This window comes from Sphingobium sp. TA15, assembly GCF_037101235.1.
Lineage (GTDB): Bacteria > Pseudomonadota > Alphaproteobacteria > Sphingomonadales > Sphingomonadaceae > Sphingobium > Sphingobium indicum.
In genome coordinates this window covers 2,867,501-2,894,416 of record NZ_AP025355.1, presented here as the reverse complement: position 1 = coordinate 2,894,416, position 26,916 = coordinate 2,867,501, and the positions used below count along the sequence as shown (strand labels likewise).

Genomic DNA, 26,916 nt, shown 5'->3' with positions numbered 1-26,916 from the left:
TTCGCCGGTTGTTTACCATTTCCCGCTAGGGCCACGGCATGACCAACCCTGCCGATCCCTGCCCGAAATCCGCCGTCAGCCACGGCGTCGGTATGGCCGGGCTGGTCGGACTGGGGCTTTGGACGCTTGTGGCGCGGCATTATGGCATGAACGGGCCGAATGCGGGCTTTGCCGCCGTCGCCGCCTGCGGCCTGCCGATGGTGCTGTGGTCGCTGCTGGTCGACAAGGTGCATCGCCGCGCATCGACCGGGATCGACTGGACCGCGCCTGCGCGGCCATGGCGGGCCGTGCTGGATGTCAGCATCGTCAAGATCGCCGGCCTGTGGGCCACCTGGCTTGCCATCGCGGTCTTCTATTGCATCGCCCGCTGGTATTGGAGCGGGGATTATCGCCTTTCCATGAATGTGCTGATGGGCGCGGCGCCATGGCTGCTGGCGGCGTCGGTGCCCTATGTGATCTGGCTGGACCGGCGCCTGATCGAGCCGAGGGACGCCAGCCATGCCTTCGGCCAATGGGTGATCGGCGGGGCCGCCGGCGCGCCGGACAAGGCCGAGGTCGCCCATCATGCCCGCGCCTGGGCGGTGAAGGGCTTTTTCCTCGCCTTCATGCTGTCGATCGTGCCGGGCAATTTCGCCAGCGTGGTCGATTTGCGGATCGAGGAGGCGTTCGGCCATCCCGTGGCGCTGGCCAGTTTCCTGATCGCGGTCATGTTCATGATCGACGTCTGCATGGCGACCGTCGGCTATATGCTGACGATGAAGCCGCTGGATTCGCATATCCGCACGGCCAATCCATTATTGGCCGGGTGGGTGGCGGCGCTGATCTGCTATCCGCCCTTCGTGCTGATGGGCAATGGCGGCCCGATCGATTATCATGCGGGCGGGGCTGAATGGGATGTCTGGACGCGGGGGCATGAAGCCCTGCAATGGCTGCTGGGCGGCTGGCTGGTGTTGCTGACGGCCATCTATGCCTGGGCGACGGTGGCTTTCGGGCTGCGTTTCTCCAACCTGACGCATCGGGGGATCCTGACCCACGGGCCGTATCGCTGGACGCGGCATCCGGCCTATCTGTCGAAAAATCTGTTCTGGTGGTTTTCCGCCCTGCCTTTCCTGAGCCTGTCGGGCAGCCTGACCGACGTGGTACGGAACTGCGCCCTGCTGGGCGTGACCAACGCGGTCTATTATTGGCGCGCGAAGACCGAGGAGGCGCATTTGGGCGCCGATCCGGAATATCGCGCCTATAGCGACTGGATGGAACGCAATGGCGCCGTACCGCGCTTCTTTGCGTGGATTGCGGGGCGGAAGGCCGTGGGGCTGGCGCAGCCTGCCGAATGAGCGGCACGCAACACCCCCAACCGCACCGGACCAGCGGCACGGGACAGGCCGCCTATCCTTCTGCGGCAGGGAGAGGACAGAGGATCAGAAACTTTCCTCGGCGTAGATCTGGCTGAGGTCGCCCTTCCACTCCCCATGGTAGCGGGCGAGCAGGCGTTCGGCGTGCGTCTGGCCGGAGGCGACGACCTCGTCCAGCGGGGCCAGATAGCCGGTCTCATTGTCGCCTGAGGCATTGAGCCGGGCGCGGGCCGAAAGGCCGCCCCGGGCGATGTCCAGCACTTCACCCGCTATGTCGCGCAGCTTGCGGTTGCCGGCGATGGGCGCATCCAGCGCCAGTTTCGGCACGGAATCGCGCAGAACCTGCCGCTCCTCCATGCTCCAGTCCTTGACCAGATCCCAGGCGGCGTCCAGCGCGCCCTCGTCATAGAGCAGCCCGACCCACAAGGCCGGCAACGCGCAGATGCGGTTCCACGGCCCGCCGTCCGCGCCGCGCATTTCCAGAAAACTCTTCATCCGCACTTCGGGGAAGGCGGTGGACAGATGGTCCTCCCAATCCTTCTCCGTCGGCTTCTCGCCCGGAAGGGCGGGCAGCCTGCCATTCAGGAAGTCCCGGAAGCTCTGGCCCGCCGCGTCGACATAGCGGCCGTCGCGATAGACGAAATACATCGGCACATCGAGCGCATAGTCGGCATAGCGTTCATAGCCGAAGCCGTCCTCGAACACGAAGGGCAGCATGCCGGTGCGGCCGGGGTCGGTGTCCGACCAGATATGGCTGCGATAGGACAGGAAGCCGTTGGGCTTGCCTTCGGTGAAGGGGGAATTGGCGAACAGCGCCGTCGCCAGCGGCTGCAGGGCGAGGGAGACGCGGAACTTCTTGACCATGTCCGCCTCGCTGCCATAGTCGAGGTTGGTCTGGATGGTGCAGGTGCGCAGCATCATGTCCAGGCCCAGCGAACCCACGCGCGGCATGTGGCGCAGCATGATGTCGTAGCGCCCCTTGGGCATGATGGGCAGTTCTTCGCGGCTCTTGTCGGGCCACATGCCCAGGCCGAGAAAGCCCAGGCCCAGCATGTCGCCCACATATTTGACCTGCTCCAGGTGCCGGCTGGTCTCCGCGCAGGTCTGGTGCAGGTTTTCGAGCGGCGCGCCCGACAGTTCCAGCTGGCCCGCCGGTTCCAGGCTGATGGTGCCGTCGGCGCCGGACAGGGCGATGATATTCTCCCCCTCGAACACCGGATTCCAGCCATAGCGGGTGAGGCCGATCAGCAGCGTGTGGATGCCGCCGCGCTCGTCATAGCTGGGCGCGTGGAAATCCGCCTTGGCATAGACGAATTTCTCATGCTCGGTGCCGATGCGCCAGCGGTCCTTGGGCTTGGCGCCCTTGGCGAAGGCCGCGATCAGTTGCTCGCGGCTTTCGATGATGGGATCGGTCCCCCCTGAGTCGGTTCTGGTGCTCATGCCCCGCCTTAATCTTTCCCCCGCCTGCGTCAAAGGCGCAACGTTCGGCGCTCAGATAAGCTGCGTCGATGAAGGCTTCAATCCGGTTGCGGAAGAAAACGATATTCCTTGATTATTGTACAGCGCGCTCCTGCGAAGGCAGGGGCGCGAACGGCCAAACGCTATCGCCAGTCCCCGTTGATCGTCATCCACGCGCTCGTCGCGGCGATAGCGGCGGTTTCGGCGCGTAAAATGCGCGGACCCAGCGAAACCGGGATAGCCTTCGCCACCCTGCGGATCGCTTCGCGCTCGGCGGGGTCGAAGCCGCCTTCGGGGCCGATCAGGAAGGCGGCGGGGCCGGGATGGGCCTTGAGCGTATCCGCCAGCGGTTCGCCCCCGCTTTCATCCGCGAAGAAAAGCCAGCGTCCTTCGGGCCAATCCCTCAGCAGCGCGTCGAGCTTCGCCATTTGCCCCAGTTCGGGAAGTGCCGTGCGCCCGCATTGTTCGGCCGCCTCCACCAGATGGGCGTAGAGCCGGTCGAGGTTGAGCTTGTCCACCACGGCGCGGCGGGTGAGCACGGGCTGGAGCCGCGCCACGCCCAGTTCGCAGGCCTTTTCCGCGACCAGGTCGATGCGCCCCTTCCTGATCGGCGCGCAGCAGAGCCAGAAATCGGGGACGTCCTCCGGCGGCCTGGTCCGGCTGACCACCTCCAGCACCAGGTCGCGCTTGCGGATGTCCCGGGCCTTGGCCGCCCATTCGCCCGAGCGGCCGTCGAACAGCAGGACGATGTCGTCCGCCTTCACCCGCATGACGCTGATGAGGTAATGGGCGGGATTGCCGTCGACCGGCACGGAAACGCCCTCGCCCAGTTGCGTTTCGACATGGAGGCGCGGCGCGCTTTGCGGCGGCCAGGCGGGGGTTGCGGTCATCAAAAAATCCATCATCCGTTCGGGCGGAGCCTGTCGAAGCCCATTTTTTCCTTCTAGAGAAGAACGGTCCTTCGACAAGATCAGACGAACGGAGTAAGCGTGACAAGTAGCATCCTTCCCGACAGCGAAGACCGCGGCCTGGTCGCCCGCTTGCCGGACCTTCCCCGGGCGCTCGCCCTGCTGGCGCGGTTCGACCGGCCGATCGGCTGGTGGCTGCTGTTCTGGCCGGGGGCCTGGGCGGTGGCGCTGGCGGGGGGCGCGGGGCAGCGCTGGCCGCTGATCCTGTGGCTGCTGCTGGGCAGCATCGCCATGCGCGGGGCGGGATGCGTGTTCAACGACATTGTCGACCGCGGCCTCGACCGGCAGGTGGCGCGCACCGCGTCGCGCCCGCTGGCGAGCGGTGCGGTGTCGCTGAGGACGGCGTGGATATGGCTGCTGTCCCTCTGCCTGGTCGGGCTGGCGGTGCTGCTCCAACTGCATCCATATGCGCAGGTCGTGGCCCTGGGCTCGCTGGCGCTGGTGGCGGCCTATCCCTTCATGAAGCGGATCACCGGCTGGCCGCAAATCTGGCTGGGGCTGGTCTTTTCCTGGGCCGCGCTGGTCGGATGGAGCGAGGTGGCGGGAACCCTCGCCATGCCGGGATTGTTGCTCTATGGCGGCTGCATCGTCTGGGTGGTGGGCTATGACACCATCTATGCCTTGCAGGATCGGGAGGACGACGCGCTGATCGGCATCGGATCAAGCGCCCTGTCCATGGGCAGGCATGTGCGGGCGGGCGTGGCGCTTTGCTACGCGCTGGCCCTGGCGCTGTGGGGCGGCGCGATCTGGCAGGTCCGGCCGCAGGGCCTGGCGCTGGCGGCGCTGCTGCCGATGGCGGCGCATCTGGCCTGGCAGGTCGCAACTTTGAAGGAGGACGGCATGGATCCCCTGGTCAAATTCCGCTCCAATCGCTTTGCGGGATTGCTGATGTTCCTGGGCTGCCTGGTGGTGGGCAGCGCATGAGCGGCCCGCGCGAGGGGGAGGATTGCTGGCGGATCGCGCGAGCGCTGAAGGCCAGCGTGATCGTCGATGCGGACGCCTATTTCCGCCATGCCCGCGCCGCGATGATGAAGGCGAAGCGGCGGATCATGCTGATCGGCTGGGATTTCGACGCCGCCATCACGCTGATCCGCGAGGATGAGGCGAGCGACGGCGCGCCGACGGTGATCGGGGACTTCATAAGCTGGCTGGTGGAGCGGACGCCGGAGCTGGAAATCTTCCTGCTGCGCTGGGACGTGGGGGCGATGAAGTCGATGGCGCGGCCGTCCAACCTGTTCACCACGGTCCGCTGGATGGTCAATCCGCGGATCACGGTGAAGCTGGACAGCCATCACCCGACCGCCGCCTCCCATCATCAGAAGATCGTGGTGATCGACGATTGCTTCGCCTTTTGCGGCGGGATCGACATGACCGGCGACCGCTGGGACACGCGGCATCACCGCGACGGGGAACCGTGGCGGCGGCATCCGGACGGATCGCCCTATGGTCCCTGGCATGATGCGACCACGGCCTTGCAGGGCCCCGTGGCGGCGGCGCTGGGGCAACATGCGCGGGCGCGGTGGAAGGGTGCGGGCGGCGGGGAACTGCCGCCGGTCGAAGGCCAGCAGGATTGCTGGCCCGATGCGCTGCCGGTGCAGTTCGAGGATGTGGACATCGCCATATCCCGTTCCGCGCCGGAGATGGAGGATCAGGAACCGCTGATCGAGATCGAGCGGCTCTATGTGAACCAGATCGCGGCGGCGCGGCGCCATATCTACGCAGAGAGCCAATATTTCGCCTCCCGCCGCATTGCAGAGGCGATCGCGGCGCGGCTGGCGGAAGAGGACGGGCCGGAAATCGTCATCGTCAATCCGGAGCAGGCCGACGGCTGGCTGGAGCAGCAGGCGATGGACACGGCCCGCGCCCGGCTGTTCGAGGCGCTGAAGGCGCGGGACGCCCATGGCCGGTTCCGGCTCTATCATCCCTTCACGGCGCGGGGGGAGCCGATCTATGTCCATGCCAAGATATTGATCGTCGACGACCGGGTGCTGCGCGTCGGATCGTCCAACATGAACAACCGATCGATGCGGCTGGACACCGAATGCGACGTGACGATCGACGCGGCGCTGCCCGCCAATGCGGGGCGGGAAGATGCGATCCGCGCCATTCGCGACGATCTGATCGCGGAGCATCTCGACCTGCCGGTCGAGCGGGTGGCGGCGGTGATTGCCGAACAGGGGCTGATCGCCGCCATCGAACAGCTGCGCGACAGGCCGGGACGGACCTTGCGGCCCTATGTGACGCCGGATCTGAACGGCGTGCAGGCATGGCTGGCGGACAATGAGGCGCTCGATCCGGAAGGACCGGGCGAAATGCTGGAGCCGATCACGGAGCGCGGACTTTTCCGGCGGATGCGGGGATGGATGGAGGGGGATTAAAGCCACCGCAGCCGTTCGTTTCGAGCGGAGGTCGATCTACTCCGCTGCCAGAAGGGCCTCCGCGCCGCCCAGATTGACCGAAACCAGCCGACTGACGCCCCGTTCCACCATGGTCACGCCGAACAGCCGGTGCATGCGGGCCATCGTCACCGCATTATGGCTGACGATGAGGTATCGCGTGTCGGTCTGCGCCACCATGGCGTCGAGCAGGTCGCAGAAGCGTTCGACATTGGCGTCGTCCAGCGGCGCGTCGACTTCATCCAGGACGCAGATCGGCGCGGGGTTCGTCAGGAACAGTCCGAAGATCAGGGCGACGGCGGTCAGCGCCTGCTCGCCGCCGGAAAGCAGGGTCAGGGCGGCGAGCTTCTTGCCCGGCGGCTGGGCCATGATCTCCAGACCCGCCTCCAGCGGATCGTCGCTGTCGATCAGTTCCAGATGCGCCTGGCCGCCGTTGAACAGGGTGGTGAACAGGCGGCGGAAATGCCCGTCCACCGCCTCGAACGCGGCGAGCAGGCGTTGCCGCCCCTCCCTGTTCAAGCTGCCGATGGAGCCGCGCAGGCGGTTGATCGCCTGGCTCAGTTCCTCGCTTTCGGCGCGGCTGTTGGCCTGGGTCGCTTCCAGCTCCTCCAGTTCCTGCGCGGCGACGAGGTTGACAGGGCCGATGCGCTCCCGCTCGGTGACGAGCCGGTCATGTTCGGCCTGTTCGCTCTGGGCGATGCGGATGTCGGCGCTGGCGAAACCCAGTTTTTCCGGCAGGACCGGCGGCGGGCACTCGAAACGTTCGCCGGAAAGGCGGTTGGTTTCGACCCGCTTCTCATCGGCGGCCTCGGCGCGAGCGGCGGCGGTGGCGCGCGCTTCGCGGGCGGTGGCGAGCGCTTCGCCCGCCTGGGCTGCGCGCTGTTCGGCGGTGCGGAGCGCGGCTTCGGCTTCGCTTTCCTCGCGGCGGGCGGTGTCTGCGGCCTGCGTCAATGTATCGCCCTGCTCGCTCAAAGCGGCGATGGCGGCGGCCAGGCTGTCCGGCTGGTCCGCGATCTCGGCCCGTTCCTTCGCTATGGCCTCGCCGCGCTCGACCATGGCGGCGATGCGCTTGGCCGCTTCGCCGGCGCGGGCGCGCCAGCCCCTGGCCTCCGCGTCGGCGGCGGCCACGCGCTCGCGGTCGCTGGCCAATGCGCGGTCGGCCAGAGCCTGATCGGCCTGTAGCTGGCTGACGGCCAGCCGGGCCTTCTCGCTCCCCTGCTGCAGCGCGGCGACCTGGGCGCGGGTTTCCTCGCCATCGGGCATGGCGGCGCGGCCGGCCTGCGCCTTGTCATGCTCGGCCTGCGCGGCATGCAGGTCGGCGCGGGCTTCGCTCAACCGTTCCTCTATCGCCTCTCGGCGCCCGCTCAGCCGCTCCAGCGCGGTGGCGGCCTCGTCGGCGGCGCGCAGGGCGGTGCGCAGCCGCTGGTCCGCATCCGCAAGCCGGGCGCGGCCGGCAGCCAGCGTCTGGCCAGCCTCCCGCTCGCGTCCCGAAGCGGCGTCCTGCGCGGCGCGGGCAGTCTCGACCTCGGCTTCGGCGGCGGGCCGGGCGGCGGCAATGGCTTCCAGGCGGTTGAGCCGGATCAACCGCTCGGCGGCCGCGGCCCCGCCCTCTATGGCGACATAGCCGTCCCAACGGCGAAGCTGCCCGTCCCTGGTGACGAGCCGCTGGCCGACCGCAAGGGCCTGGCCTTCGTCTCCATCCGCGACCGCGACCTGCGCCAGGCGGCGGGCAAGTTCGGGCGGCGCGGATACATGGGCGGAAAGGGCGGTGCAGCCTTCGGGCAAGGGCGGGTCGCTGGCGAGCGCGGCGGCGCCGGTCCATCGCCGCTTGCCTTCGGCCGCGATGGGCGCTTCCAGATCGTCCCCCAGCGCCGCCGCGAGAGCGCGTTCATAGCCGGGAGCCGCCTTCAGCCGGTCGAGTGCCCGACTTCGATTGCCCGTGCCGCTGTCGACGGCGCGCCGGAGCGCGGCGGCTTCGCTATCCAGGGCGGCAAGGGTGGCGCGGGCGGACGACAAGGCGGCTTCGGCGACGGCCCGCGCCTCGGCAGCCTCGGCGCGGCTGGTCTCGGCGGAGCGGATCGCGGCTTCGGCCGCGTCGCGATCCGCACCGGCCTGCTGCTGCGCGGCGAGCGCCTCGGCCCGCTTCCCTTCCAGCGGCGTTGCGTCGGGCAGCGCGGCGGCTTCGGCCTCCAGCCGCTGCGCCTCGCGGGATGCGCGGTCGAGGCGGCTGCGCGCAGCGGCCAGCGCAGCCTCGGCCACGCGCAGTTCCGCCTGCTCGCCCGCCTGCTTCGCCATCGCCCTGGCCAGATCGAGTTCGGCGTCGCGGGCGGCATCCTCGGCGCGGGCGATGCGCCCGGCGAAATCGGGACGCATCGATTCGGTTTGCGCGATGCGCGCCTTGAGCGCGGCGATTTCGTCGGTGAGGCGGGCGATCGCCTCCGCCGCGTCGTTGGCGAGCGTGCCCTCCCGCTCCCTGTCCTCTTCCAGCCGGGCGGCCTGCTGGGCGAGGTCATGGAGGCGGCGGACCGCGCCATCGCGCTCGGTGCGCAGCGCGGCGAGCTTGTGGCCCGCTTCGCTGGCGGCGTCGCGTGCTGCCTGGGCGGCGGCGCGCTTCCGCGCAAGCGTTTCGACGGCGGCATTGGCATGGACAGCGGCGGCCTGCTGCGCCTCCTGCGCGGCGGCGACGGCGCTTTCGGCCTGCTTCGCCTCGGCGCGGGCGGCGTCCGCGCTGGCGGCCGCCTCGCGCCAGCGAGCGAAGATCACCCGCGCCTCGGCAATGCGGATCTGCTCCGACAGGCGGATATAGCGCTCCGCCGCCTTGGCCTGACGGCGCAGGCTGTTGGCGCGGGCATCCATGTCGGAGAGGATTTCGTCCAGCCGCATCAGATTCGCTTCGGCGGCGCGCAGCTTCTGTTCGGCATCCTTGCGCCGAACGTGCAGGCCGGAAATGCCCGCCGCCTCCTCCAGCATGGCGCGGCGTTCCTGCGGACGGGCGGCGATCACGGCGGCGATGCGCCCCTGACTGACCAGAGCCGGGCTATGCGGGCCGGTGGCGGCGTCGGCGAAGATCAGCGACACGTCCTTCGCCCGGACGTCGCGGCCATTGGCGCGATAGGCGCTGCCCGCCCCGCGCTCGATCCGGCGAGTGACTTCCAGTTCCCCGTCGGCGGCGACCTCCACCGCGTTGAACAGTTCCCCCTGCTCCTGCACGGTGAGCAGCGAGACTTCCGCGAAATCGCGCTGCGGGCGGGTGGAGGTGCCCGCGAAGATCACATCCTCCATGCCGCCGCCACGCATCGACTTGGCGCTGGATTCGCCCATGACCCAGCGGATCGCTTCCAGCAGGTTCGACTTGCCGCAGCCGTTCGGCCCGACGATGCCGGTAAGGCCGGGCTCGATGCGCAGCTCCGTCGGGTCGACGAAGCTCTTGAAGCCGGAGAGCTTGAGGCGCTTTATCTGCATCGCGCGGGATCGGGGCAGCGCGGAGCCGCCCCGCCATCAGCAGGAAGCCGGACCGACGATGTCAGCCCCCCCTGGTCCAATCAGATCCCCGCTTCCTTGAGCTTCGCGCGCAACGCCGGCCAGGCGGCGGTGTTCTCCACCATCACGCCGTTCAGGATGAAGGTCGGCGTGCCTTCGATCTTATATTGCCGATTGGCGTCCTCGACCGTCTTGGCCAGCTTTTCGGCGGCGGCGGTGTCGGCCAGGCATTGCTTCGCCTGATCCTCCGCTATGCCGCGCTGCTTGGCGAAGTCGACCAGGCCGATGGCCTCAGCAAGCTGGCCGAATCGCTGGGCGGGCGGCGCGCTCATCAGCGCCTTGTACCGTTCGTCGCCCAGGGCCTGCGCCTTTTCGAACATCGCGTTCTGGTTGGCGAAGAACTGGTCGGACAGCGGATAGAATATGTCCTTGCCGCCGCAACGGGCCAGCAGCGCCGTCGAGATGTCGATCGGATCGCGCACATAGTTGCGGAATTCGAAGCTCATCTTGCCGCTGTCGACGATCTGCCTGATCTCCTCCGCCGATTCGGCGGCGAAGTCGCGGCAGTGCGAGCAGGTGTAGGAGCCATATTCGACCAGCTTCACCTTCGCATCGGGATTGCCCATGAGGAAATAGCCCTCGGGCGTCGCGGCGATAGTCTCCGACCATGTGGTGCCGGCCGGCGCGGCCACGGCGGCGACCGGCTGGGCGGAGGTGGCGCCGCCCTCCTCCTTCTTGCCGCAGGCGGCGACGGTCAGGCTGAGGGCGATCAGGGCAAGTCCGGAAAGGGCTTTCACGTTATTCTGGCTCCGTTCGTCGGGCGTTATCGTGCATTCTACGAAGGGGTTTAGATCAGGGCAATGCGGCCTGCAACCGCGTCCAGTCCGACCCGTGGACCAGCGCGCCGTTCAGCGTGAAGGCAGGCGTGCCGCCGATCCGCAGCTTGTTCCAGGCTTCGTCGGTCATGGCGAGGATCTGCTTCATCGACGCGGGGTCGTCGATGCAGGCGTCCAGTTGCGCGGGCTTGAACCCGCGCTTGCCCATCAGCGCATAGAGGCCGGTCTTCTGCCCGATGTCGCGCAGGGCGGCCTTTTCCTCGGTCGGCTTGGTCGCGTCCTTGTCATAGGCGATCAGCTTTTCCATCCAGGCGTCCTGGTTGGCGAACAGCGCCTCATGATTGCCGAAGAAGCGGCCGGGCCCGCCGCAACGGGCCAGCAGGGCGGCGGCCAGGTCATATTTGTCGCGCACGGCGTTGCGCACCTCGACGCTGACCTTGCCGCCCTTCACATATCCGGCGCGCAGCGGTTCGCTCGCCTCTTTCACGAAATGGGCGCAGTGAGAGCATGTGTAGCTCACATATTCGACCAGCTTCGTCGGCGCGCCGGGATTGCCCAGCACATGGCCGCCGATCGGGGAAAGGGCGATCCGGGCCAGCCAGTTGGCGGCCGGGGCGGCGGCAAGGCTCGCCGGGACGGCGAGCAGGGGAAGGAGGGCCAGGCGGAGTTTCGTCATGCGATGTCCAATGATGCGCCGCCCCTGTCACGGCAAGGATGGCTATGATGTATACTTCCTTGTCCCCAGCGCAACATGCTCCCGCGAAGGCAGGAACACGGCCATGGGCCATCCCCATTCCTCCCTACGCGCAGCGTGAGGAGGGTCGAAGAGAGGCACGTGACTCTCTTCGACGTCGGCGCAGCCGATGTGGAGAGGAAATTCGGAGGTCGTGCCCCATTCCCCTCCACCACCGCTTTCAGCGGCGGTCCCCCTCCCCATCTCTCGATGGGGAGGAAAGGAGAGGTCCGCCAAACACCCCAATCACCCATTCCGACGAGTCTTAAATTGTCCGCTCTACCTACCCGATCTTCGGCAAACCGCCGCTATTGGCCAGCCCCTGCGCCAGCGATTCCAGCACGGCGCGCAGTTCGGGGTCGCCGATGTCGCGCAGCGAATCGCCCAGTTCGACCGGAATGGGCTTGAGGTTGCCGGGCGGGGGGCGGCGTTCCGGTTCCCTGGCCTGGACCATCCCCTGCTTCATCACCACCCTGGCGACGGCGGCATAGCCGAAAAAGCGGTTCACCCGCTCGACAATGTCGGGCAGCACATGCTGGATCATGGGCGCATGGCCGCTCATCACGGTGAGCTGCAAGGTGCCGCCCGCCTTCTTGCCCACCGGGAAGCGGATCGATTCGGGTTCGCTGATCGCCGCATAATGCGGGCCGACGATCTCCGCCCAGCGGGTGACGATGCTGGACTGGACGAAACCGAACTTGCGGAAGGCGGCGGCGCCGATGGCGGGCATCAGGTCCGCGATCCGCCGCGGCGCGCCGATGCGCGGGCGTTCCTCCGCCTTTGCCCTGCGGCTTTTCGATTTGGGTTGCGGGGGGCGTTCCGTCATGCCTCGCTTAATGGCATAGGGGCGGCATGCGCGTCGAGGGACCATCCGATAAAATAGCATCCGACCTGCTCGCCCATTATGACGTCCATGCGCGCAGCCTGCCCTGGCGCGCCCCGCCGGGGGCCAATGCGGCCGATCCCTATCGGGTCTGGCTGTCGGAGGTGATGCTCCAGCAGACGACGGTGGCGGCGGTCGGCCCTTATTTCGCGACGTTCACGCGGCGCTGGCCCGACGTGGCGGCATTGGCGGCGGAGGAGGATGCGGAGGTCATGGCCGCCTGGGCGGGGCTGGGCTATTATGCCCGCGCCCGCAACCTGCTGGCCTGCGCGCGGGCGGTGGCGGGCCAGCATGGCGGCGCGTTTCCCGACACGGAGGAGGGCCTGCGCGCCCTGCCGGGCGTCGGCGCCTATACGGCGGCGGCGGTGGCGGCGATCGCCTTCGGGCGGCGGGCTGTGGTGGTCGACGCCAATGTCGAGCGGGTGGTGGCGCGGCTTTTCGCCATATCGACGCCCCTGCCCGCTGCGCGGCCAGAGATTCGGGCGGCGACCGATGCGATCACGCCCGATCTGCGCGCCGGGGACTTCGCCCAGGCGATGATGGACCTGGGCGCCACCATCTGCACGGCGCGCAATCCGGCCTGCGGCATTTGCCCGCTGCGGCCGCATTGCGCGGCTTTCCGCACCGCCGATCCCGCCGCCTTCCCCGTCAAGGCAGCGAAGAAGGCCAAGCCGCGCCGGCTGGGCCATGGCTGGTGGATAGAGCGGCAGGACGGCCATGTCTGGCTGGTGCGGCGGCCCGGCAGGGGGATGCTGGGCGGCATGCGGGCGCTGCCTTCCTCCGAATGGAACGACGCGCCCGACGCGACGCCGCCCCTGCCCGCCCCCTGGCGGCAGGTCGCGGAGCCGGTCGCCCATGTTTTTACCCATTTCTCCCTCGCATTGACGGTGCATCATGCCCATGTGGGGCAGGATGCGACACCGCCCGGCGAGGGTGAATGGTGGCCGGTGGCGGAAATCGGAAGGGCGGGCCTGCCGACGCTGTTCGCCCGCGCGGCCGAAGCGGCGATGAAGGAGAGAAGGAAGGATGCACGGTTCTAAAACCCCCGATTCGCGGCTTGTCGCCTTTGGCGGCGGACGGCTGGACCGGGTCGATCATGTCCGCAGCAATCCCCTGCTGCTGGCCGAAGCCTTCGCGTCTCCGCTGGCGCGCCGCATCGTGCTGGAGGGATTGGAGCCGGTGGTCGAGGGCGGCCATCTGGTCATGGAACCGCTGCCCGGCGACGCCTGGATCGAGCATCATGCCCTGCTCGGCGTGGATGAGGATCAGCGGCCGATCTTCGCGGAATTGCTGGCGGAAGCGCCGGACAGCTTCTTCGCCACGCCGCGCAGCCGCGCCCTGGCCAGCGAGGTGCCGGGGCATGAGGTCGCGCTCTACGGAACGGCGCGCAGCCTGCTGGCCTGGCATGCGCGGCATCGATTCTGTTCCATGTGCGGTCAGCGCACGGCGCCTTCCAAGGCGGGCTGGTCGCGGAAATGCGGGTCTTGCGAGGCAGAGCATTTCCCCCGCGTCGATCCGGTGGTGATCATGCTGGCCGAACATCGCGGGCGCGTGCTGCTCGGCCGGCAGCATAGCTGGCCGGCGGGGCGCTATTCGGCGCTGGCCGGCTTCGTCGAGCCGGGCGAGACGCTGGAGGAAGCGGTGGTCCGGGAGATCAGGGAGGAAGCGGGCGTCGCCACCCATTCGGTGCGCTATGTCACCAGCCAGCCCTGGCCCTTCCCCTCTTCGCTGATGATCGCCTGCACGGCGGAGGCCGATGACGACGCGCTGAAGGTGGACGAGAACGAGATCGAGCATGCCTTCTGGTGCGATGAGGCGGGCGTGCGCGCCGCGATGGCGGGGGAGGAGGACGCGCCCTTCCTGGCGCCGCCGCCCATGGCCGTGGCCTGGCATCTGCTGCGGCATTGGCTGGATCGGCGGACGGCCGGATGAGCGGGGGCCGGACGGGCATGTTGCCCACCATGGCCCAAGCGCGTAAGGCCGCCCCTTCGCCCTCCCCTTACAGGAATCGACCGATCCCATGCTCAGCCTAGAAGAAGCCCAGTCCCGCGCGCAGGATCTGGTGGCGGCGGCGCGCCGGGCGGGGGCGGATGCGGCCGACGCCGTCTATGCCTGCAACGCGTCGACCAACGTGTCGGTACGGCTGGGCGCGCTGGAGGATGTGGAGCGGTCGGAGGGCGAGGAGATCGGCCTGCGCGTGTTCATCGGCCGCCGATCCGCCAGCATTTCGGCGTCGGACATGAATCCCGCGACATTGGCGACTTTGGTCGACCGCTGCATCGCCATGGCGGGGCAGGCGCCCGAAGACCCTTATGCGGGCCTTGCCCCCGAAGACCGGCTGCTCAGGAAAAAGCTGCCCGCGCTTGACCTGGCCGATCCGTTCGAGCCGGAACCCGCGCAGCTCAGGGAGCGCGCCATGATCGCGGAGGAGGCGGCGCGGGCGGTGCCGGGCGTCACCAACAGCGAGGGCGGCGGCGCGGCGACGGGGCGGAGCCAGATGGCGCTCGCCACCAGCCACGGCTTCGCCGGGGCCTATGCCGGGACCAGCCATTCGACCTGGGCCAGCGTGCTGGCCGGAACCGGCGCCGATATGCAGCGCGACCATGCCAGCCACAGCGTCCGCCATATCGCCGATCTGGACGATGCCGACGCGGTCGGCACCCGCGCCGGGCGACGGGCCGTGGCCCGCTTGAACCCGGTGAAGGTCGGCAGCGGCGTAATGCCGGTCATCTTCGATCCGCGCATCGGCTCCAGCCTGGTCGGTCATCTGATCGGCGGCATGGTGGGTCCAGCGATTGCGCGGCGGTCGAGCTTCCTGCTGGAATCGCTGGGCGAGGCGCTGTTCGATTCCGGCGTGACCATCATCGACGATCCGCTGCGCCTGCGCGGCCTGCGTTCGCGCCCCTTCGACGGCGAGGGCCTCCCCGTGGAACGGCGCGCCCTGATCGACCGGGGCGTGCTGACCGGCTGGCTGCTGGACAGCGCCTCGGCGCGGCAATTGGGCTTGCAGCCGACCGGCCATGCCAGCCGGGGCGGCAGCGGCGCGCCCGGCGCGGGCGTCACCAACGTGCATATGGAGCCGGGCAGGCAGTCGCCCGGCGAATTGATGGCCGACGTGAAGCGCGGCCTCTATGTCACCGAACTGATCGGCATGGGCGTCAACGGCGTCACCGGCGACTACAGCCGGGGGGCGGCGGGCTTCCTGATCGAGAATGGCGCGGTGGGCCGGGCGGTGTCGGAAATCACCATCGCCGGCAATCTGAAGGACATGTTCCGCGCGCTGGCGCCGGCCAACGACCTCGCCTTCCGCTATGGCATGAACGTGCCGACGATCCGCATCGACGGGATGACCGTTGCCGGCGGCTGACATCTCCCTGCGCGATGTCGTGACGGCCGCGTCGGACGCCGCGGACCGGGCCTTGACGCTCTGGGCTGGCGGCCAGACCCGTGTGCGCCAGTGGGAAAAGGTGCCCGGCCATCCGGTGTGCGAGGCCGATCTGGAACTGGACGCGATGCTGCGCGAGCGGCTCTACGCCATCGATCCTTCCGCCGGATGGCTGTCGGAGGAGACGGCCGACACCGTGCACCGGCTGGACCTGCCCCGCGTCTGGGTGGTCGATCCCATCGACGGCACGCGGGACTATCTGCGCGGGCGGCCAGGCTGGGCGGTTTCGGTGGCGCTGGTGGAGCATGGCGAGGCCCGCTTCGGCATATTGGCGGCGCCCGCCCGGAACGAGCTGTGGATCGCGCAGGCGGGCGCGGGGGCGACCCGCAACGGGCGGACCTTGCGGGCCGGATCGCGTTCCATCCTGCGCGGTTCGCGGGTGCCCGCCGACCAGCTTCCCCGCCATGACCGCGATCTCGTCACCGTGGACAAGCCCAACAGCATCGCGCTGCGCATGGCGATGGTCGCGGCGGACGAGGCCGATCTGGTCGCCACGGTGCGCTGGGGCAATGAATGGGATGTCGCCGCCGCCGCGCTGATCGCGCAGGAGGCCGGCGCCATCGTCACCGATGCGCTCAGCAACCCCTTTTCCTTCAACCGGCCGCAGCCGACCGCCTTCGGCTTGCTGTGCGCGGCGCCGGGGATTCACGCGGCGGCCGCGGAACGCCTGGCGCCGCGGGCGCGGAAGATATTGGGGCGGGGGTAAGGGCGGCGGGCGGCCCTATCCGGAAACCCGCCCTTGCCGCATCAAAGCAGGGCGTTCACCTGCTCCACGAAGCGCAGCACGGAAATCGGCTTCGACACATAGGCCTGCGCGCCGGCCTCCCGAATGCGCTCCTCATCGCCATGGCCGGCATAGGCGGTGACCGCCATGATCGGCACGGGCGACAATTGCGCGTCCCGTTTCAGCGAGACGATGAGGTCCAGCCCGCTGACATGCGGCAGGTGGATGTCGGTGATCACCAGGTCCGGATGGAAATCCCGCGCCTGGGCCAGCAGGTCGCGCCCGTCGCGCAGCGGCAGCACATCGTGCCCGTGCGCGCGCAGCAGGTCGCAAAAAAGTTTGAGATTGAGTTCGTTGTCCTCGACAACGAGCACGCGCTTTGCCACCAGTCACCCGCGTTTGGAGAAATCCGCCAACATAATGGAAGTGCGTCCCCCTAAGCCCGCCCTTCGTTGAGATCAATCATGCGTCCCGACATTAACCATGGCAAGCAGCATAGTCGAAGCGAGACCCGAGAGCCATCCGTGCTGGCCCTGATGGCGCTGGCCTGGACGCTGGCGGACGACCGCCGCGCCGACCGGCTGCTGGCGCTGACCGGGCTGGACGCAGATGCGCTGAGGGCGGGGGTGGCCGATCCGGCGATATTGGGCGCGGTGCTGGGCTTCCTGGCCGATCATGAGCCGGACCTGATCGCCTGCGCGGAAAGCATCGACAGCAGCCCGGAAGCGCTGATAACGGCAAAGGAGCGTCTTGCCGCATGAACCGTCCCCTGATCATCACCGATTGCGACGAGGTGCTGCTGCACATGGTCGTTCCCTTTCGCGAATGGCTGGACGAGAGCCATGACATCCATTTCGACATGCACGACCGCGGCTTCGGCGAGGCGCTGCGCCACAAGGATAGCGGGCAGCCGGTGGAGCGGGCGCTGGTCTGGGAACTGCTGCTGGGCTTTTTCGAGACGCAGATGCACCGCCAGACGCCGATCGCCGGAGCGGTGGAGGCCATGGGACGCCTTGGCCGGATCGCCGACATCGTGGTCCTGACCAACATCACCGAACGGCATCATCTCCAGCGCATCGAACAACTCGCCGCCCACGGGCTCGACCTGCCGGTGCACTGGAACCAGGGAGGCAAGGGCGAACCGCTGGCCGCCATCCTGGCGGAGCGCCAGCCCGGCGTCGCCCTGTTCATCGACGATCTGGCGCAGCATCATGCATCCGTGGCGGACCATGCGCCCGGCGTCTGGCGCCTGCACATGGTGGGCGAGCCGCAGATCGCCGCCAGCGTCCCCGTCGCGCCGCTGGCCCATGCCCGGATCGACGACTGGGCCGCCGCCGAAGCCTGGATCGCGGCCCGGCTGGCCGAAGGGCCGGCGCCTGAAACCCCGGCGCCCCAGGGCAGCCCGACCATCCAAGGAGCATCCGCATGAGCATCGAAGCCCGCCTGACCGAACTGGGCATCGCCCTTCCCGCCGCCGCCGCGCCGGTCGCCGCCTATGTCGCGGCGGTGGAGGCGAACGGCCTGCTGCATATCTCCGGCCAGATCTCGCTGTCCGACGGCCAGTTGATGACCGGCCGCCTGGGCGAGGACCGCGACCTGGACTATGGCGTCAAGGCGGCGCGCGCCTGCGGCCTGAACTTGATCGCCCAGATGAAGGCGGCGCTGGGCAGCCTGGACCGGGTCGAGCGGATCGTGAAGCTGGGCGCCTTCATCAGCAGCACGCCCGAATTCACCGACCAGCCCAAGGTCGCCAATGGCGCGTCCGAACTGATGGTCGATGTCTTCGGCGAGGCGGGCAAGCATGCCCGCAGCGCCGTGGGGGTTCCGGTGCTGCCGCTGGGCGCGGCGGTAGAGATCGACGCGATCGTCCTTGTCCGCCCGGCCTGACGCCCGCCCCTTCCTGACCGAACGCCCCTTCGCCCATCGCGGGCTGCACGGGGGCCGGATCAGCGAAAACGGCATGGCGGCCTTCGCGGCCGCCGTCGCCGCCGGTTTCGGCATCGAATGCGACGTGCGCCTGAGCCGCGACGGCGTCGCCATTATCTTCCACGACGCCGCGCTGCGCCGCATGACGGGCGAAAATGGGTCCGTGCAGGACCATGATGCCGGGGCGATAGACCGGCTGATGCTGCCCGACGGCGGCGGCGTTCCCCGTCTTCGCGCCCTGCTGGACCTGTGCGGGACGGATGTCCCGCTGCTTGTCGAGATCAAGGTGGAGGGGCGGCATGTCCAGCCGATCTGCATGGCGGTCGCCGAGGATCTGGCGCGGCGGCCCAAGACGCCGGCAGCCGTCATGTCGTTCAATCCCGCGGCGATGCGCTGGTTCAGGCGCCGCCGGCCCAATGTGGCGCGCGGGCTGGTGATCAGCGAACAGGGGAAGCGGGGCTGGCGCGGCAGGATCGGGCGCGCTCTTGCACTTTGGGCGGCGAAACCCGATTTTATCGCCTGTGACATTCGCGACCTGCCTTCTTCCCTGTCCGCCCGCGCCCGCCGGAGGGGCCTGCCCGTGCTGACATGGACGGTGCGCGGCGAGGAGGAGCGCGCCCGCGCCGCGCTGCACGCCGACCAGATCATCTTCGAGCGGTCGCATGACTGAGTGCGTGGCGCGCCTGGCCCAAGGCGTGGCCGAACTGCCGCGGGACCAGTGGGACGCCTGCGCGGGGGACGCCAATCCTTTCATGAGCTGGGATTTCCTGACCGCGCTGGAACGGTCCGGCAGCGTCGGCGGCCATAGCGGCTGGCAACCCCTGCCGCTGGTGATCGACGGGCCGGACGGGCGGATCGCCGCTGCCGCGCCGCTTTACGGCAAGACCCACAGCCAGGGCGAATATGTGTTCGACCATGGCTGGGCCGACGCCTGGGAACGGGCGGGCGGGCAATATTATCCGAAGATCCAGATCGCCTCCCCCTTTTCGCCGGTGCCGGGGCCGCGCTTGCTGCTGCGCGACGAGGCGCTGGCCCCGGCGCTGGTCGCGGGGATAGAGGCGGTGGTGGAGCAGAACGGGCTGTCATCCGCCCATGCGACCTTCGTCGCGCCGGAGCAGGTGCCGCTGTTCGAGGCGGCGGGCTGGCTGATCCGGGAGGACAGCCAGTTCCACTGGACCAATCGCGGCTATCGCGATTTCAGCGATTTCCTGGCCGACCTGTCGAGCGCCAAGCGCAAGAATATCCGCAAGGAACGCGAACGGGCGGTCGAGGGGCTGGAGATCGTCCACCTGACCGGCCCGGCGCTGACCGAGGCGCATTGGGATATTTTCTGGACCTTCTATCAGGATACCGGGGCGCGCAAATGGGGCCGGCCCTATCTGACCCGCGCCTTCTTCTCCCTGCTGGGGGAGAGCATGGCCGACCGGGTGCTGCTGGTGCTGGCGCTGCGGCAGGGGCAGCCGATCGCGGGCGCGCTCAACCTGATCGGCGCGGATACGCTGTACGGCCGCTATTGGGGCTGCACCGAGGACGTGCCCAACCTGCATTTCGAGCTATGCTATTATCAGGCGATCGACATCGCCATCGCCCGCGGGCTGAAACGAGTGGAGGCCGGCGCGCAGGGCGGCCACAAGCTGGCGCGCGGCTATGCGCCGGAGCCGACCTTCTCGGCCCATTTCATCCCCAATGACAGCTTCCGCCGCGCCGTGGCCGATTTCCTGGCGGCAGAGCGGCAGGGCGTGCAGCGCGACCGGATCTGGCTGACCGAAAGGACGCCCTTTCGAAAGGGCGAGGCGCGGCCGGACTAGATCGTGATCTTGTTTGAATGAATCGAATTGGGCTTCAAGGGCGCGAGATTTTCTGATTCAACCTGCTGGCTGGTTTGGAGGACAGCAAGGATGAGCCGAGCCTATTCGATTGATCTGAGAGAGCGCGTTGTGGCGGCGATGGCGTCTGGCCTGTCGGCGCGCGGTGCAGCGGCGCAGTTTGGGGTGAGCGTAGCCAGTGCGGTGCGCTGGTCGCAGCGTCATCGGCGGACTGGCGGGGTGGCTCCGGGCAAGCTGGGCGGACATCGCAAACCGGTGTTGCTGCCCGAGCGGGACTGGCTGCTGGCGCGCGTTGCGGCCGAGCCGGACTTGACCTTGCGCGGCTTGCTTGCCGAGTTGGTCGAGCGCGGGGTGAAGGCGAGCTACGGCGCCTTGTGGCTGTTCCTCGAACGCGAGGGATTGTCGTTCAAAAAAAAGCCTGTTCGCCAGCGAGCAGGACCGACCGCAGATCGCGCGGCGGCGAATGCAGTGGAAGAAGTATCAGGGTCGGCTTGATCCTCGTCGCCTTGTCTTCATCGATGAGACCTGGGCCAAAACCAACATGACCCGCACCCATGGCCGGTCGCGCCGTGGGGAACGGCTCTACGCCAAAGCGCCGTTCGGAAAGTGGCGCACGCTCACCTTCCTGGCCGCGCTTCGTCATGACCGGATCGACGCGCCTTGCGTGCTCGATGGCCCGATCAACGGCCAGCTCTTTACCGCCTATGTCGAGCAGTTCCTCGTTCCGACCCTCTCGGCAGGGGACATCGTCATCATGGACAATCTGGGCAGCCACAAAGGCCAGGCCGTCCGGCAAGCCATCAGAGCCGTCGGCGCCAAGCTGCTGTTCCTGCCGCCTTACAGCCCGGACCTCAATCCTATCGAACAGGTCTTCGCCAAACTCAAAACCCTGCTCCGAAAAGCTGAAATGCGCTCGGTCGAGGCAACATGGAGGCGCATCGGTTCTCTACTGGATGACTTCCCGCCAACAGAATGCGCCAACTACCTCAGAAACTCCGGATACGCTTCAATCTAAGATGATCACGCTCTAAGGTTGCGCCCCTCCAGGACGGGTTTCGATCGCGTGGAAATCGCTCTGTTCAGGCGGCGCGCAATTGCGTCGCGGCCATCAGCGCGCGCGCCTGCCGCTGCGCCTCGGCGATTTCGCGCGCCGACATTTCCCCGGCCACTTCCGCGCGCATCGTCTGCCCTTCCTCGCTGCCCTTGAGCGCGGCGAGATTGAACCATTTATGCGCCTCGATCAGGTCGACGGGCAGGCCGCCCGTGCCGCAGCTATAGGCGACGCCCAGATCGAAACAGGCCTCTGCGGTTCCGCCCGCCGCTCCCGCGTACCGGCTTTCCATCAGAAACTGCGCGCTCTTCAGTCCATTGGCCATAACCGAATCCCCCTCATGGATTTCGACTTGATGGTTTTCGACGATCGGCAGGCTGCACCGGCACCGGATAAAAAATGGTTAACGCAGCAGATACCATGTGCGTGCGGGGCGGTCCGACCGCGGATCGAATGCGCCGGTTCCTCGTCTCGCCGCGTTTCCGGTCCGACAGACGATTCCTTCATCCGCAAAACGCCCTAGGGGGGTGGCGCGGCCGTTGGATTATCCGCATAGCGACCGGCATGACCGAACATCCCGACACCGCCGCAGCACAGCCGAAACGGGACATGGCATTCCGCGAATTCGTGATGCTGTGCGCCTGCCTGATGGCGATGAACGCGCTGTCGATCGATCCCATGCTGCCTGCCTTGCCCGACATCGGCCGGGATCTTTCGGTGCCGCACCCCAATGACCGGCAATTGATCATCAGCGTCTACTTCTTGGGACTGGGCGTCGGATCGCTGCTGTTCGGCGTGCTTTCGGACCGCTATGGGCGGAAACGGGTGCTGGGCGGCGCGATGGCGCTGTTCATCCTTTCCTCCATCGCCTGCGCGGGCGCGCACAGCTTTGCCATGATGCTGGCCGCCCGGGCCTGCGCCGGCTTCTTCGCGGGCGCCAGCCGGGTGATCACCGTCGGCATCGTCCGCGATCGGTTCCGGGGCGACGCGATGGCCCGGGTGATGTCGCTGATCTTCGCCGTGTTCATGCTGATCCCGGTCATGGCGCCGACTTTCGGCCAGGCGATCCTGTGGATCGCGCCCTGGCGATGGATATTCTGGGCGCTGGCGATCCTGGCGACGCTGATCCTGTTGTGGATGGGGATGAGGCTTCCGGAAACGCTGCTGCCCGAAAATCGCCTGCGGATGAGCGCGGGGACGATCTTCCGCACGGTCGGCACCATCGTCCGCACGCGCACGTCCATCGGCTATATGCTGGCGAGCGGCGTCGTGATGAGCGGCCTGATCGGCTTCATCCTGTCGGTGCAGCAGATCTTCTTCGACATATTCGGGGCGCAGGGGATTTTTCCCTTCGCCTTCGCGGCCATGGCCGGCAGCATGGGTGTCGGCAGCCTGCTCAACAGCCGGCTCGTCTCCCGCTTCGGCGCCCGGCGGCTGAGCCAGACGGCGCTGCTGTGCCTGGTATCGATCAATGTCGTGCATCTGGCGGTGATCCTGGCGGGGCATGAAACCATCGTCAGCTTCATGATCCTGCAGGCGGCGACGATGATGACCATCGCCTTCACCGCGTCGAATTTCAGCGCGATTTCGATGGAGCCCTTCGCGAAAGGCGCCGGCGTCGCATCCTCCTTCCAGGCCTTTCTGACCACGGCGGTGTCGAGCGCGCTGGGCAGCCTGATCGGCCAGGCCTTCAACGGGACGACACTGCCGCTGACATTGGGGCTGGCGGTGTTCGGCTCCGTCTCCTTCCTGATCGTCGCCTGGGCGGAACGGGGCAATTTGTTCACGCGCCCCCATCATGGCGCGCTGCGCGATCCGGAATTCGAGCCGCTGCACTGAAAAGGGGGCGGTGTGGCCGCCCCCTTCGTCGATCAGGCGTCCCGTCCGCCCGGCGTATGCGCACCCGGCATCGGCGGCACGGGCTGGGGCGGAATGCCGGCATCCTGTTCATGGGTTTCGACCAGTCCGCGCCCCACATGGCTCTTGCGATAGCCGTAGATGAAATAGAGAACGAGGCCGATTCCGCCCCAGATCGGCAGGACGAGCTGGGCATCGAACGGCAGGTTGAAGAAGAGGAAGACGCAGCCGAAGGCCGCCATGGGCGCGATCACCCACACCAGGGGGGTGCGGAACGGACGGGCGCGGCCCGGTTCCTTCACGCGCAACACCAGCACGGCGATGGACACCATGAAGAAGGCGAACAGCGTGCCGGAATTGGAGATGTCCGCAAGCTGGCCCACGGGCAGCAGAGCGGCGCCGATGGCGACGAAGACGCCCGTCACCATGGTGACGACATGGGGCGTCTTGAAACGGGGATGGATGCTGGCGAGCTTTTCGGGCAGCAGGCCGTCGCGCGCCATCACGAAGAAGATGCGGGTCTGGCCGAACATCATCATCAGGATGACCGACGGCAGCGCCAGGTTGGCGGCAAGGCCCAGGGCATTGCCCACGACCGTCCAGTTGATCTCGCGCAGCACATGGGCAAGCGCTTCGTTGGAGCAGACGAGGTCCTGGGCATGGGCGGCGGTCGCGCAGGCGGCGGCGAAGCCCTGCGATCCGGGCGCGACGACAGAACCGTCGGGGCCAAGCACCGGCTGCGCGCCGATCGCGCCGATCGCGCCGCCCGCCACCAGCAGGTAGAAGACGGTGCAGAGCGCCAGGCTGCCGATCAGGCCGATGGGCACGTTGCGCTGCGGGTTCTTGGTTTCCTCCGCCGCGGTCGACACGGCGTCGAAGCCGACATAGGCGAAGAAGATCGAGGCGGCGGCGCCGACGATGCCCATGCCGCTGGCGCCTTCCGGCCCGAACCAGCCATTGGGCGCGAAAGGCGAGAAATTGCCGGTGTCGAGCACGGGGAGGGTCAGAAGGATGAAGGCGGTGAGCGCTGTCACCTTGATGGCGACGAGCACGGCGTTGACGCGGGCGCTTTCCGTGGTGCCGATCACCAGCAGGGCGGTGACCGCCAGGGCGATGACGATGGCGGGAATGTTGATGAGGCCATGGGTGATGTCGGCATGCGGGACCAGGCCGTTCATCGTCCACACCGGCCCCGCCGAAAGCGCCTGCGGCAGCTCAAGCCCGGTTATGCTTTTGAGCAATCCCATGAAATAGCCTGACCAGCCGACCGAAACGGCGCTGGCCGCGACCGCATATTCCAGGATGAGCGCCCATCCCACCATCCAGGCGAGCAATTCGCCGACCACCGCATAGGTATAGGTATAGGCGGAACCCGATACGGGCACCATCGACGCGATCTCGGAATAGCAGAGCGCGGCGAAGGCGCAGACGGCCCCCGCGATCACGAAGCTCCACATCATGCCCGGTCCGGCCTTTTGCGCGGCGGCGGCGGTCAGGACGAAGATGCCGGTGCCGATGATCGCGCCGACACCCAATAGCGTCAGTTGAACCGGCCCCAGGGTACGGACGAGAGATTTCTTCTCGGCCGTGGCCAATATGGCGTCCAATGGCTTTATGCGCCCGAAGATCATGGTGGAGCCCTTTATCTTTGAAGTCTTTTGCCCGAGGCGACCGTTGCGGCCGCTCCCCTTTTATGATGAAACGGAGACTATCGCCTAATCCGCAGCGCGCAAGTATGTTGCGCATTCAGGACATGGTCCAAAAGCGGTTCCCATGACGATGTTGAGGAGCGAAGCGTGGTTGAATTGCTGCGGGCGGCAGGTTTAGGGGATGTCCTGCACGGGTTTGCGGGACGGCGCGGCGGCGTTTCGACAGGGGTTCATGCGGGCCTGAACGTCGGGCTGGGGTCGGAGGATGAGCGGGACGCGGTTCTGCGCAACCGGGATCTGGCGCGCGACGCCTTGCTCCCCGGCGCGACGCTGGTGACGGTGCATCAGGTGCACTCGCCCGATGCGGTCACGGTCACGGCGCCCATCGCCGCTGACGAACGGCCGGCGGCAGACGCCATGGTGACGAATCGCTCTGGACTGATTTTGGGAATACTCACCGCCGATTGCGTGCCTGTGCTGTTTGCCGATGCTTCGGCCGGCGTCATCGGTGCGGCGCATGCGGGGTGGAAAGGCGCCCTGGGCGGAGTCACGGACCGGACGATCGGCGCGATGGAGGCGCTGGGCGCTGGGCGCGACCGGATCGCCTGCGCGATCGGGCCGTGCATCGGGCGTTCCTCCTATGAGGTGACGCTGGATTTCGCGGAACGCTTCGCAGCGGCGGATGCGGAGAATGATCGCTTCTTCTCGGCAGGACGGGAAGGGCATTGCCAATTCGACATTGCCGCCTATGTGGCTGCGCGGCTCGCGGGCGCGGGGATCGGCCAGATCGAACTGCTGGATGAAGATACCTATAGCCAGCCGGATCGCTTTTACAGCTATCGGCGCTCCTGCCATCGGGGGGAAGCCGATTATGGCCGGCAGATTTCGATGATCGCTTTGCGGGATTAGGAAGCGGCGCAAGCCGTCGTCATGCCGCGGCGGAGCCATATTGAAGCGGGTGTTGATCTGATTGATCAGATCGCCGCTCCAATTTCTTTGTTTTCCGCGATTTCCTAGCCAGCGATCCGTTTCGACCGCTTGGAAAGCCCTCCATGGGAAGGATATGGCGCTGATCCGCATGCAGCGAGAAACGATCCTGCTCATCGTCGATCCGAAGGACCGGCGTGACGGGATGCTTTCTGCCTGGGCAGGTTCTGAAGCTTTGTGAAGTGAATTGCGGCCTCTGGTTGCGGGAGTAGGATTTGAACCTACGACCTTCAGGTTATGAGCCTGACGAGCTACCGGGCTGCTCCATCCCGCGACACTAGAGATCGCTGCGGAGGCCGCATTTATTGCGAATGGGTTTAATGGAGCGCGAGCTATAATGCCTGGCGACGACCTACTCTTCCGGGGCTTGAGCCACAGTACCATTGGCGCAGACTGGTTTCACGTCCGAGTTCGGGAAGGGATCGGGTGGGTCACAGACGCTATGGTCACCAAGCAATAGAGCTTGCGCTTCGGGTTTTAATCGGTGCCGTGCACTTGAGGCAATGATGTCTGGCATGAGGGTGATCACCACATCTTTGACGCTGGTTTATTCCAGTGTTGTCATTGATGGTGGGACTCGCTTCTTTGGAGAAGCATTCAAGCGCGAACAGAGCAATTAGGACCGGTTAGCTCCATGCGTTACCGCACTTCCACATCCGGCCTATCAAGGTCGTGGTCTACGACCGCTCGAAGAAATCTTATCTTGAGGGAGGCTTCCCGCTTAGATGCTTTCAGCGGTTATCCCGTCCATGCATAGCTACCCTGCTGCGCCCTTGGCAGGACGACAGGTACACCAGAGGCATGTTCAACCCGGTCCTCTCGTACTAGGGTCAACTCCTCTCAAATTTCGACGCCCACGGCAGATAGGGACCAAACTGTCTCGCGACGTTCTGAACCCAGCTCACGTACCACTTTAATTGGCGAACAGCCAAACCCTTGGGACCTGCTCCAGCCCCAGGATGTGATGAGCCGACATCGAGGTGCCAAACGATTCCGTCGATATGAGCTCTTGGGAATCATCAGCCTGTTATCCCCGGCGTACCTTTTATCCGTTGAGCGATGGCCCTTCCACGAGGGACCACCGGATCACTATGACCGACTTTCGTCTCTGCTCGACTTGTCAGTCTCGCAGTCAGGCGGGCTTATGCCATTGCACTCTAACAGACGGTTTCCAACCGTCCTGAGCCCACCATCGCGCGCCTCCGTTACTCTTTAGGAGGCGACCGCCCCAGTCAAACTACCCGCCACAGAGGGTCCCTGCACCGGATGACGGTGCGAGGTTAGACATCAGAAAACAACAGGGTGGTATTTCACCTATGGCTCCACCGGAACTGGCGTCCCGGCT

At 67.1% G+C, this 26,916-nt stretch carries 24 protein-coding genes, 1 tRNA gene and 2 rRNA genes (1 of these 27 running past the window's edge); 15 read left to right on the top strand and 12 right to left on the bottom strand.

From position 1 onward, the window contains the following. The first annotated feature begins 38 nt into the window (after window positions 1-38). On the top strand, window positions 39-1,334 hold the full coding sequence (locus tag Sj15T_RS14295) for a DUF1295 domain-containing protein (protein ID WP_013038757.1): 1,296 nt from the start codon (window positions 39-41) through the stop codon (window positions 1,332-1,334). A gap of 84 nt (window positions 1,335-1,418) precedes the next feature. Here Sj15T_RS14295 and Sj15T_RS14290 read toward each other — a convergent pair whose 3' ends face one another. Further along, on the bottom strand, window positions 1,419-2,792 hold the full coding sequence (locus Sj15T_RS14290; RefSeq protein ID WP_007687357.1) for a glutamate--cysteine ligase: 1,374 nt from the start codon (window positions 2,790-2,792) through the stop codon (window positions 1,419-1,421). 161 nt (window positions 2,793-2,953) lie between these two features. After that, complete coding sequence (locus tag Sj15T_RS14285; RefSeq protein WP_041386182.1) at window positions 2,954-3,700, bottom strand: 16S rRNA (uracil(1498)-N(3))-methyltransferase; 747 nt, start codon at window positions 3,698-3,700, stop codon at window positions 2,954-2,956. A gap of 99 nt (window positions 3,701-3,799) precedes the next feature. Between Sj15T_RS14285 and ubiA the strand changes: the two genes are divergently transcribed. Together ubiA and Sj15T_RS14275 are read left to right on the top strand one after the other, a co-directional pair. Then, window positions 3,800-4,702, top strand: coding sequence for a 4-hydroxybenzoate octaprenyltransferase (gene ubiA / locus Sj15T_RS14280; RefSeq protein WP_013038755.1), 903 nt, complete (start codon window positions 3,800-3,802; stop codon window positions 4,700-4,702). Continuing rightward, on the top strand, window positions 4,699-6,156 hold the full coding sequence (locus Sj15T_RS14275) for a phospholipase D-like domain-containing protein (RefSeq protein WP_013038754.1): 1,458 nt from the start codon (window positions 4,699-4,701) through the stop codon (window positions 6,154-6,156). Before ubiA ends, Sj15T_RS14275 begins: the two co-directional genes overlap by 4 nt. 36 nt (window positions 6,157-6,192) lie before the next feature. Here Sj15T_RS14275 and smc read toward each other — a convergent pair whose 3' ends face one another. The 4 genes from smc to Sj15T_RS14255 form a co-directional block, all read right to left on the bottom strand. Continuing rightward, on the bottom strand, window positions 6,193-9,636 hold the full coding sequence (smc, locus tag Sj15T_RS14270) for a chromosome segregation protein SMC (protein ID WP_013038753.1): 3,444 nt from the start codon (window positions 9,634-9,636) through the stop codon (window positions 6,193-6,195). An 80-nt stretch (window positions 9,637-9,716) separates the two neighbouring features. Beyond that, window positions 9,717-10,451, bottom strand: coding sequence for a thioredoxin domain-containing protein (locus Sj15T_RS14265; protein ID WP_007687367.1), 735 nt, complete (start codon window positions 10,449-10,451; stop codon window positions 9,717-9,719). A gap of 55 nt (window positions 10,452-10,506) precedes the next feature. Next, window positions 10,507-11,166: a thioredoxin domain-containing protein gene (locus tag Sj15T_RS14260; RefSeq protein ID WP_013038752.1), complete on the bottom strand. Its 660-nt coding sequence runs from the start codon at window positions 11,164-11,166 to the stop codon at window positions 10,507-10,509. Between the two features lie 340 nt (window positions 11,167-11,506). Beyond that, window positions 11,507-12,049 carry a DUF721 domain-containing protein gene (locus Sj15T_RS14255; RefSeq protein ID WP_013038750.1) on the bottom strand — a complete coding sequence of 181 codons (543 nt, stop codon included), beginning with the start codon at window positions 12,047-12,049 and terminating at the stop codon, window positions 11,507-11,509. Window positions 12,050-12,075: 26 nt separating this feature from the next. Here Sj15T_RS14255 and Sj15T_RS14250 point away from each other — a divergent pair, with 26 nt between their 5' ends. The 4 genes from Sj15T_RS14250 (at window position 12,076) to Sj15T_RS14235 (ending at window position 16,257) form a co-directional block, all read left to right on the top strand. Then, entirely contained in the window at window positions 12,076-13,146 is a 1,071-nt protein-coding gene (locus tag Sj15T_RS14250) for an A/G-specific adenine glycosylase (RefSeq protein ID WP_007687378.1), read from the top strand. Next, window positions 13,133-14,038, top strand: coding sequence for an NAD(+) diphosphatase (gene nudC, locus Sj15T_RS14245; RefSeq protein ID WP_007687380.1), 906 nt, complete (start codon window positions 13,133-13,135; stop codon window positions 14,036-14,038). The genes Sj15T_RS14250 and nudC overlap by 14 nt, the downstream gene beginning before the upstream one ends. Window positions 14,039-14,126: 88 nt before the next feature. Further along, window positions 14,127-15,473 carry a TldD/PmbA family protein gene (locus Sj15T_RS14240; RefSeq protein WP_013038749.1) on the top strand — a complete coding sequence of 449 codons (1,347 nt, stop codon included), beginning with the start codon at window positions 14,127-14,129 and terminating at the stop codon, window positions 15,471-15,473. After that, entirely contained in the window at window positions 15,460-16,257 is a 798-nt protein-coding gene (locus Sj15T_RS14235; RefSeq protein WP_007687384.1) for an inositol monophosphatase family protein, read from the top strand. Before Sj15T_RS14240 ends, Sj15T_RS14235 begins: the two co-directional genes overlap by 14 nt. A 41-nt stretch (window positions 16,258-16,298) precedes the next feature. Here the strand turns inward: Sj15T_RS14235 and Sj15T_RS14230 are convergent, their stop codons facing one another. Then, the gene (locus Sj15T_RS14230) at window positions 16,299-16,661 is read right to left on the bottom strand and encodes a response regulator (RefSeq protein ID WP_013038748.1); all 363 of its coding nucleotides are present in this window, start codon (window positions 16,659-16,661) and stop codon (window positions 16,299-16,301) included. Window positions 16,662-16,739: 78 nt separating this feature from the next. On the opposite strand from Sj15T_RS14230, the gene Sj15T_RS14225 reads away from it, so the two are divergent. From Sj15T_RS14225 to Sj15T_RS14200, 6 genes are all read left to right on the top strand, one after another. Continuing rightward, window positions 16,740-17,036 carry a DUF3572 domain-containing protein gene (locus tag Sj15T_RS14225; protein ID WP_013038747.1) on the top strand — a complete coding sequence of 99 codons (297 nt, stop codon included), beginning with the start codon at window positions 16,740-16,742 and terminating at the stop codon, window positions 17,034-17,036. Next, complete coding sequence (locus Sj15T_RS14220) at window positions 17,033-17,704, top strand: hypothetical protein (RefSeq protein WP_007687389.1); 672 nt, start codon at window positions 17,033-17,035, stop codon at window positions 17,702-17,704. The genes Sj15T_RS14225 and Sj15T_RS14220 overlap by 4 nt, the downstream gene beginning before the upstream one ends. Continuing rightward, window positions 17,701-18,162 carry a RidA family protein gene (locus tag Sj15T_RS14215; protein WP_007687391.1) on the top strand — a complete coding sequence of 154 codons (462 nt, stop codon included), beginning with the start codon at window positions 17,701-17,703 and terminating at the stop codon, window positions 18,160-18,162. Before Sj15T_RS14220 ends, Sj15T_RS14215 begins: the two co-directional genes overlap by 4 nt. Beyond that, on the top strand, window positions 18,146-18,871 hold the full coding sequence (locus Sj15T_RS14210; protein ID WP_013038746.1) for a glycerophosphodiester phosphodiesterase family protein: 726 nt from the start codon (window positions 18,146-18,148) through the stop codon (window positions 18,869-18,871). Before Sj15T_RS14215 ends, Sj15T_RS14210 begins: the two co-directional genes overlap by 17 nt. Continuing rightward, window positions 18,864-20,009 carry a GNAT family N-acetyltransferase gene (locus Sj15T_RS14205; RefSeq protein ID WP_041385595.1) on the top strand — a complete coding sequence of 382 codons (1,146 nt, stop codon included), beginning with the start codon at window positions 18,864-18,866 and terminating at the stop codon, window positions 20,007-20,009. The genes Sj15T_RS14210 and Sj15T_RS14205 overlap by 8 nt, the downstream gene beginning before the upstream one ends. Window positions 20,010-20,099: 90 nt before the next feature. Then, window positions 20,100-21,042, top strand: a protein-coding gene (locus Sj15T_RS14200; protein ID WP_148225516.1) for an IS630 family transposase whose coding sequence is annotated in 2 segments (ribosomal slippage) — window positions 20,100-20,435 and window positions 20,437-21,042 — 942 coding nt in all. Because the reading frame shifts where the segments join, the coding sequence is not laid out codon by codon here. Between the two features lie 64 nt (window positions 21,043-21,106). On the opposite strand, the gene Sj15T_RS14195 is transcribed toward Sj15T_RS14200, so the two are convergent. Further along, entirely contained in the window at window positions 21,107-21,403 is a 297-nt protein-coding gene (locus Sj15T_RS14195) for an SEL1-like repeat protein (RefSeq protein ID WP_013038742.1), read from the bottom strand. 239 nt (window positions 21,404-21,642) lie between these two features. Here Sj15T_RS14195 and Sj15T_RS14190 point away from each other — a divergent pair, with 239 nt between their 5' ends. Then, complete coding sequence (locus Sj15T_RS14190; RefSeq protein WP_013038741.1) at window positions 21,643-22,917, top strand: multidrug effflux MFS transporter; 1,275 nt, start codon at window positions 21,643-21,645, stop codon at window positions 22,915-22,917. 32 nt (window positions 22,918-22,949) lie between these two features. Here Sj15T_RS14190 and Sj15T_RS14185 read toward each other — a convergent pair whose 3' ends face one another. Continuing rightward, window positions 22,950-24,566, bottom strand: coding sequence for an amino acid permease (locus Sj15T_RS14185; RefSeq protein WP_013038740.1), 1,617 nt, complete (start codon window positions 24,564-24,566; stop codon window positions 22,950-22,952). Window positions 24,567-24,731: 165 nt separating this feature from the next. On the opposite strand from Sj15T_RS14185, the gene pgeF reads away from it, so the two are divergent. Continuing rightward, on the top strand, window positions 24,732-25,493 hold the full coding sequence (gene pgeF / locus Sj15T_RS14180; RefSeq protein WP_013038739.1) for a peptidoglycan editing factor PgeF: 762 nt from the start codon (window positions 24,732-24,734) through the stop codon (window positions 25,491-25,493). A 275-nt stretch (window positions 25,494-25,768) separates the two neighbouring features. Here pgeF and Sj15T_RS14175 read toward each other — a convergent pair. The 3 genes from Sj15T_RS14175 to Sj15T_RS14165 form a co-directional block, all read right to left on the bottom strand. Next, window positions 25,769-25,845, bottom strand: a tRNA-Met gene (locus Sj15T_RS14175). A gap of 65 nt (window positions 25,846-25,910) precedes the next feature. Then, window positions 25,911-26,025 (bottom strand): 5S ribosomal RNA (rrf, locus tag Sj15T_RS14170). Between the two features lie 142 nt (window positions 26,026-26,167). Next, a 23S ribosomal RNA gene (locus Sj15T_RS14165) occupies window positions 26,168-26,916 on the bottom strand (it continues 2,047 nt past the right edge of the window).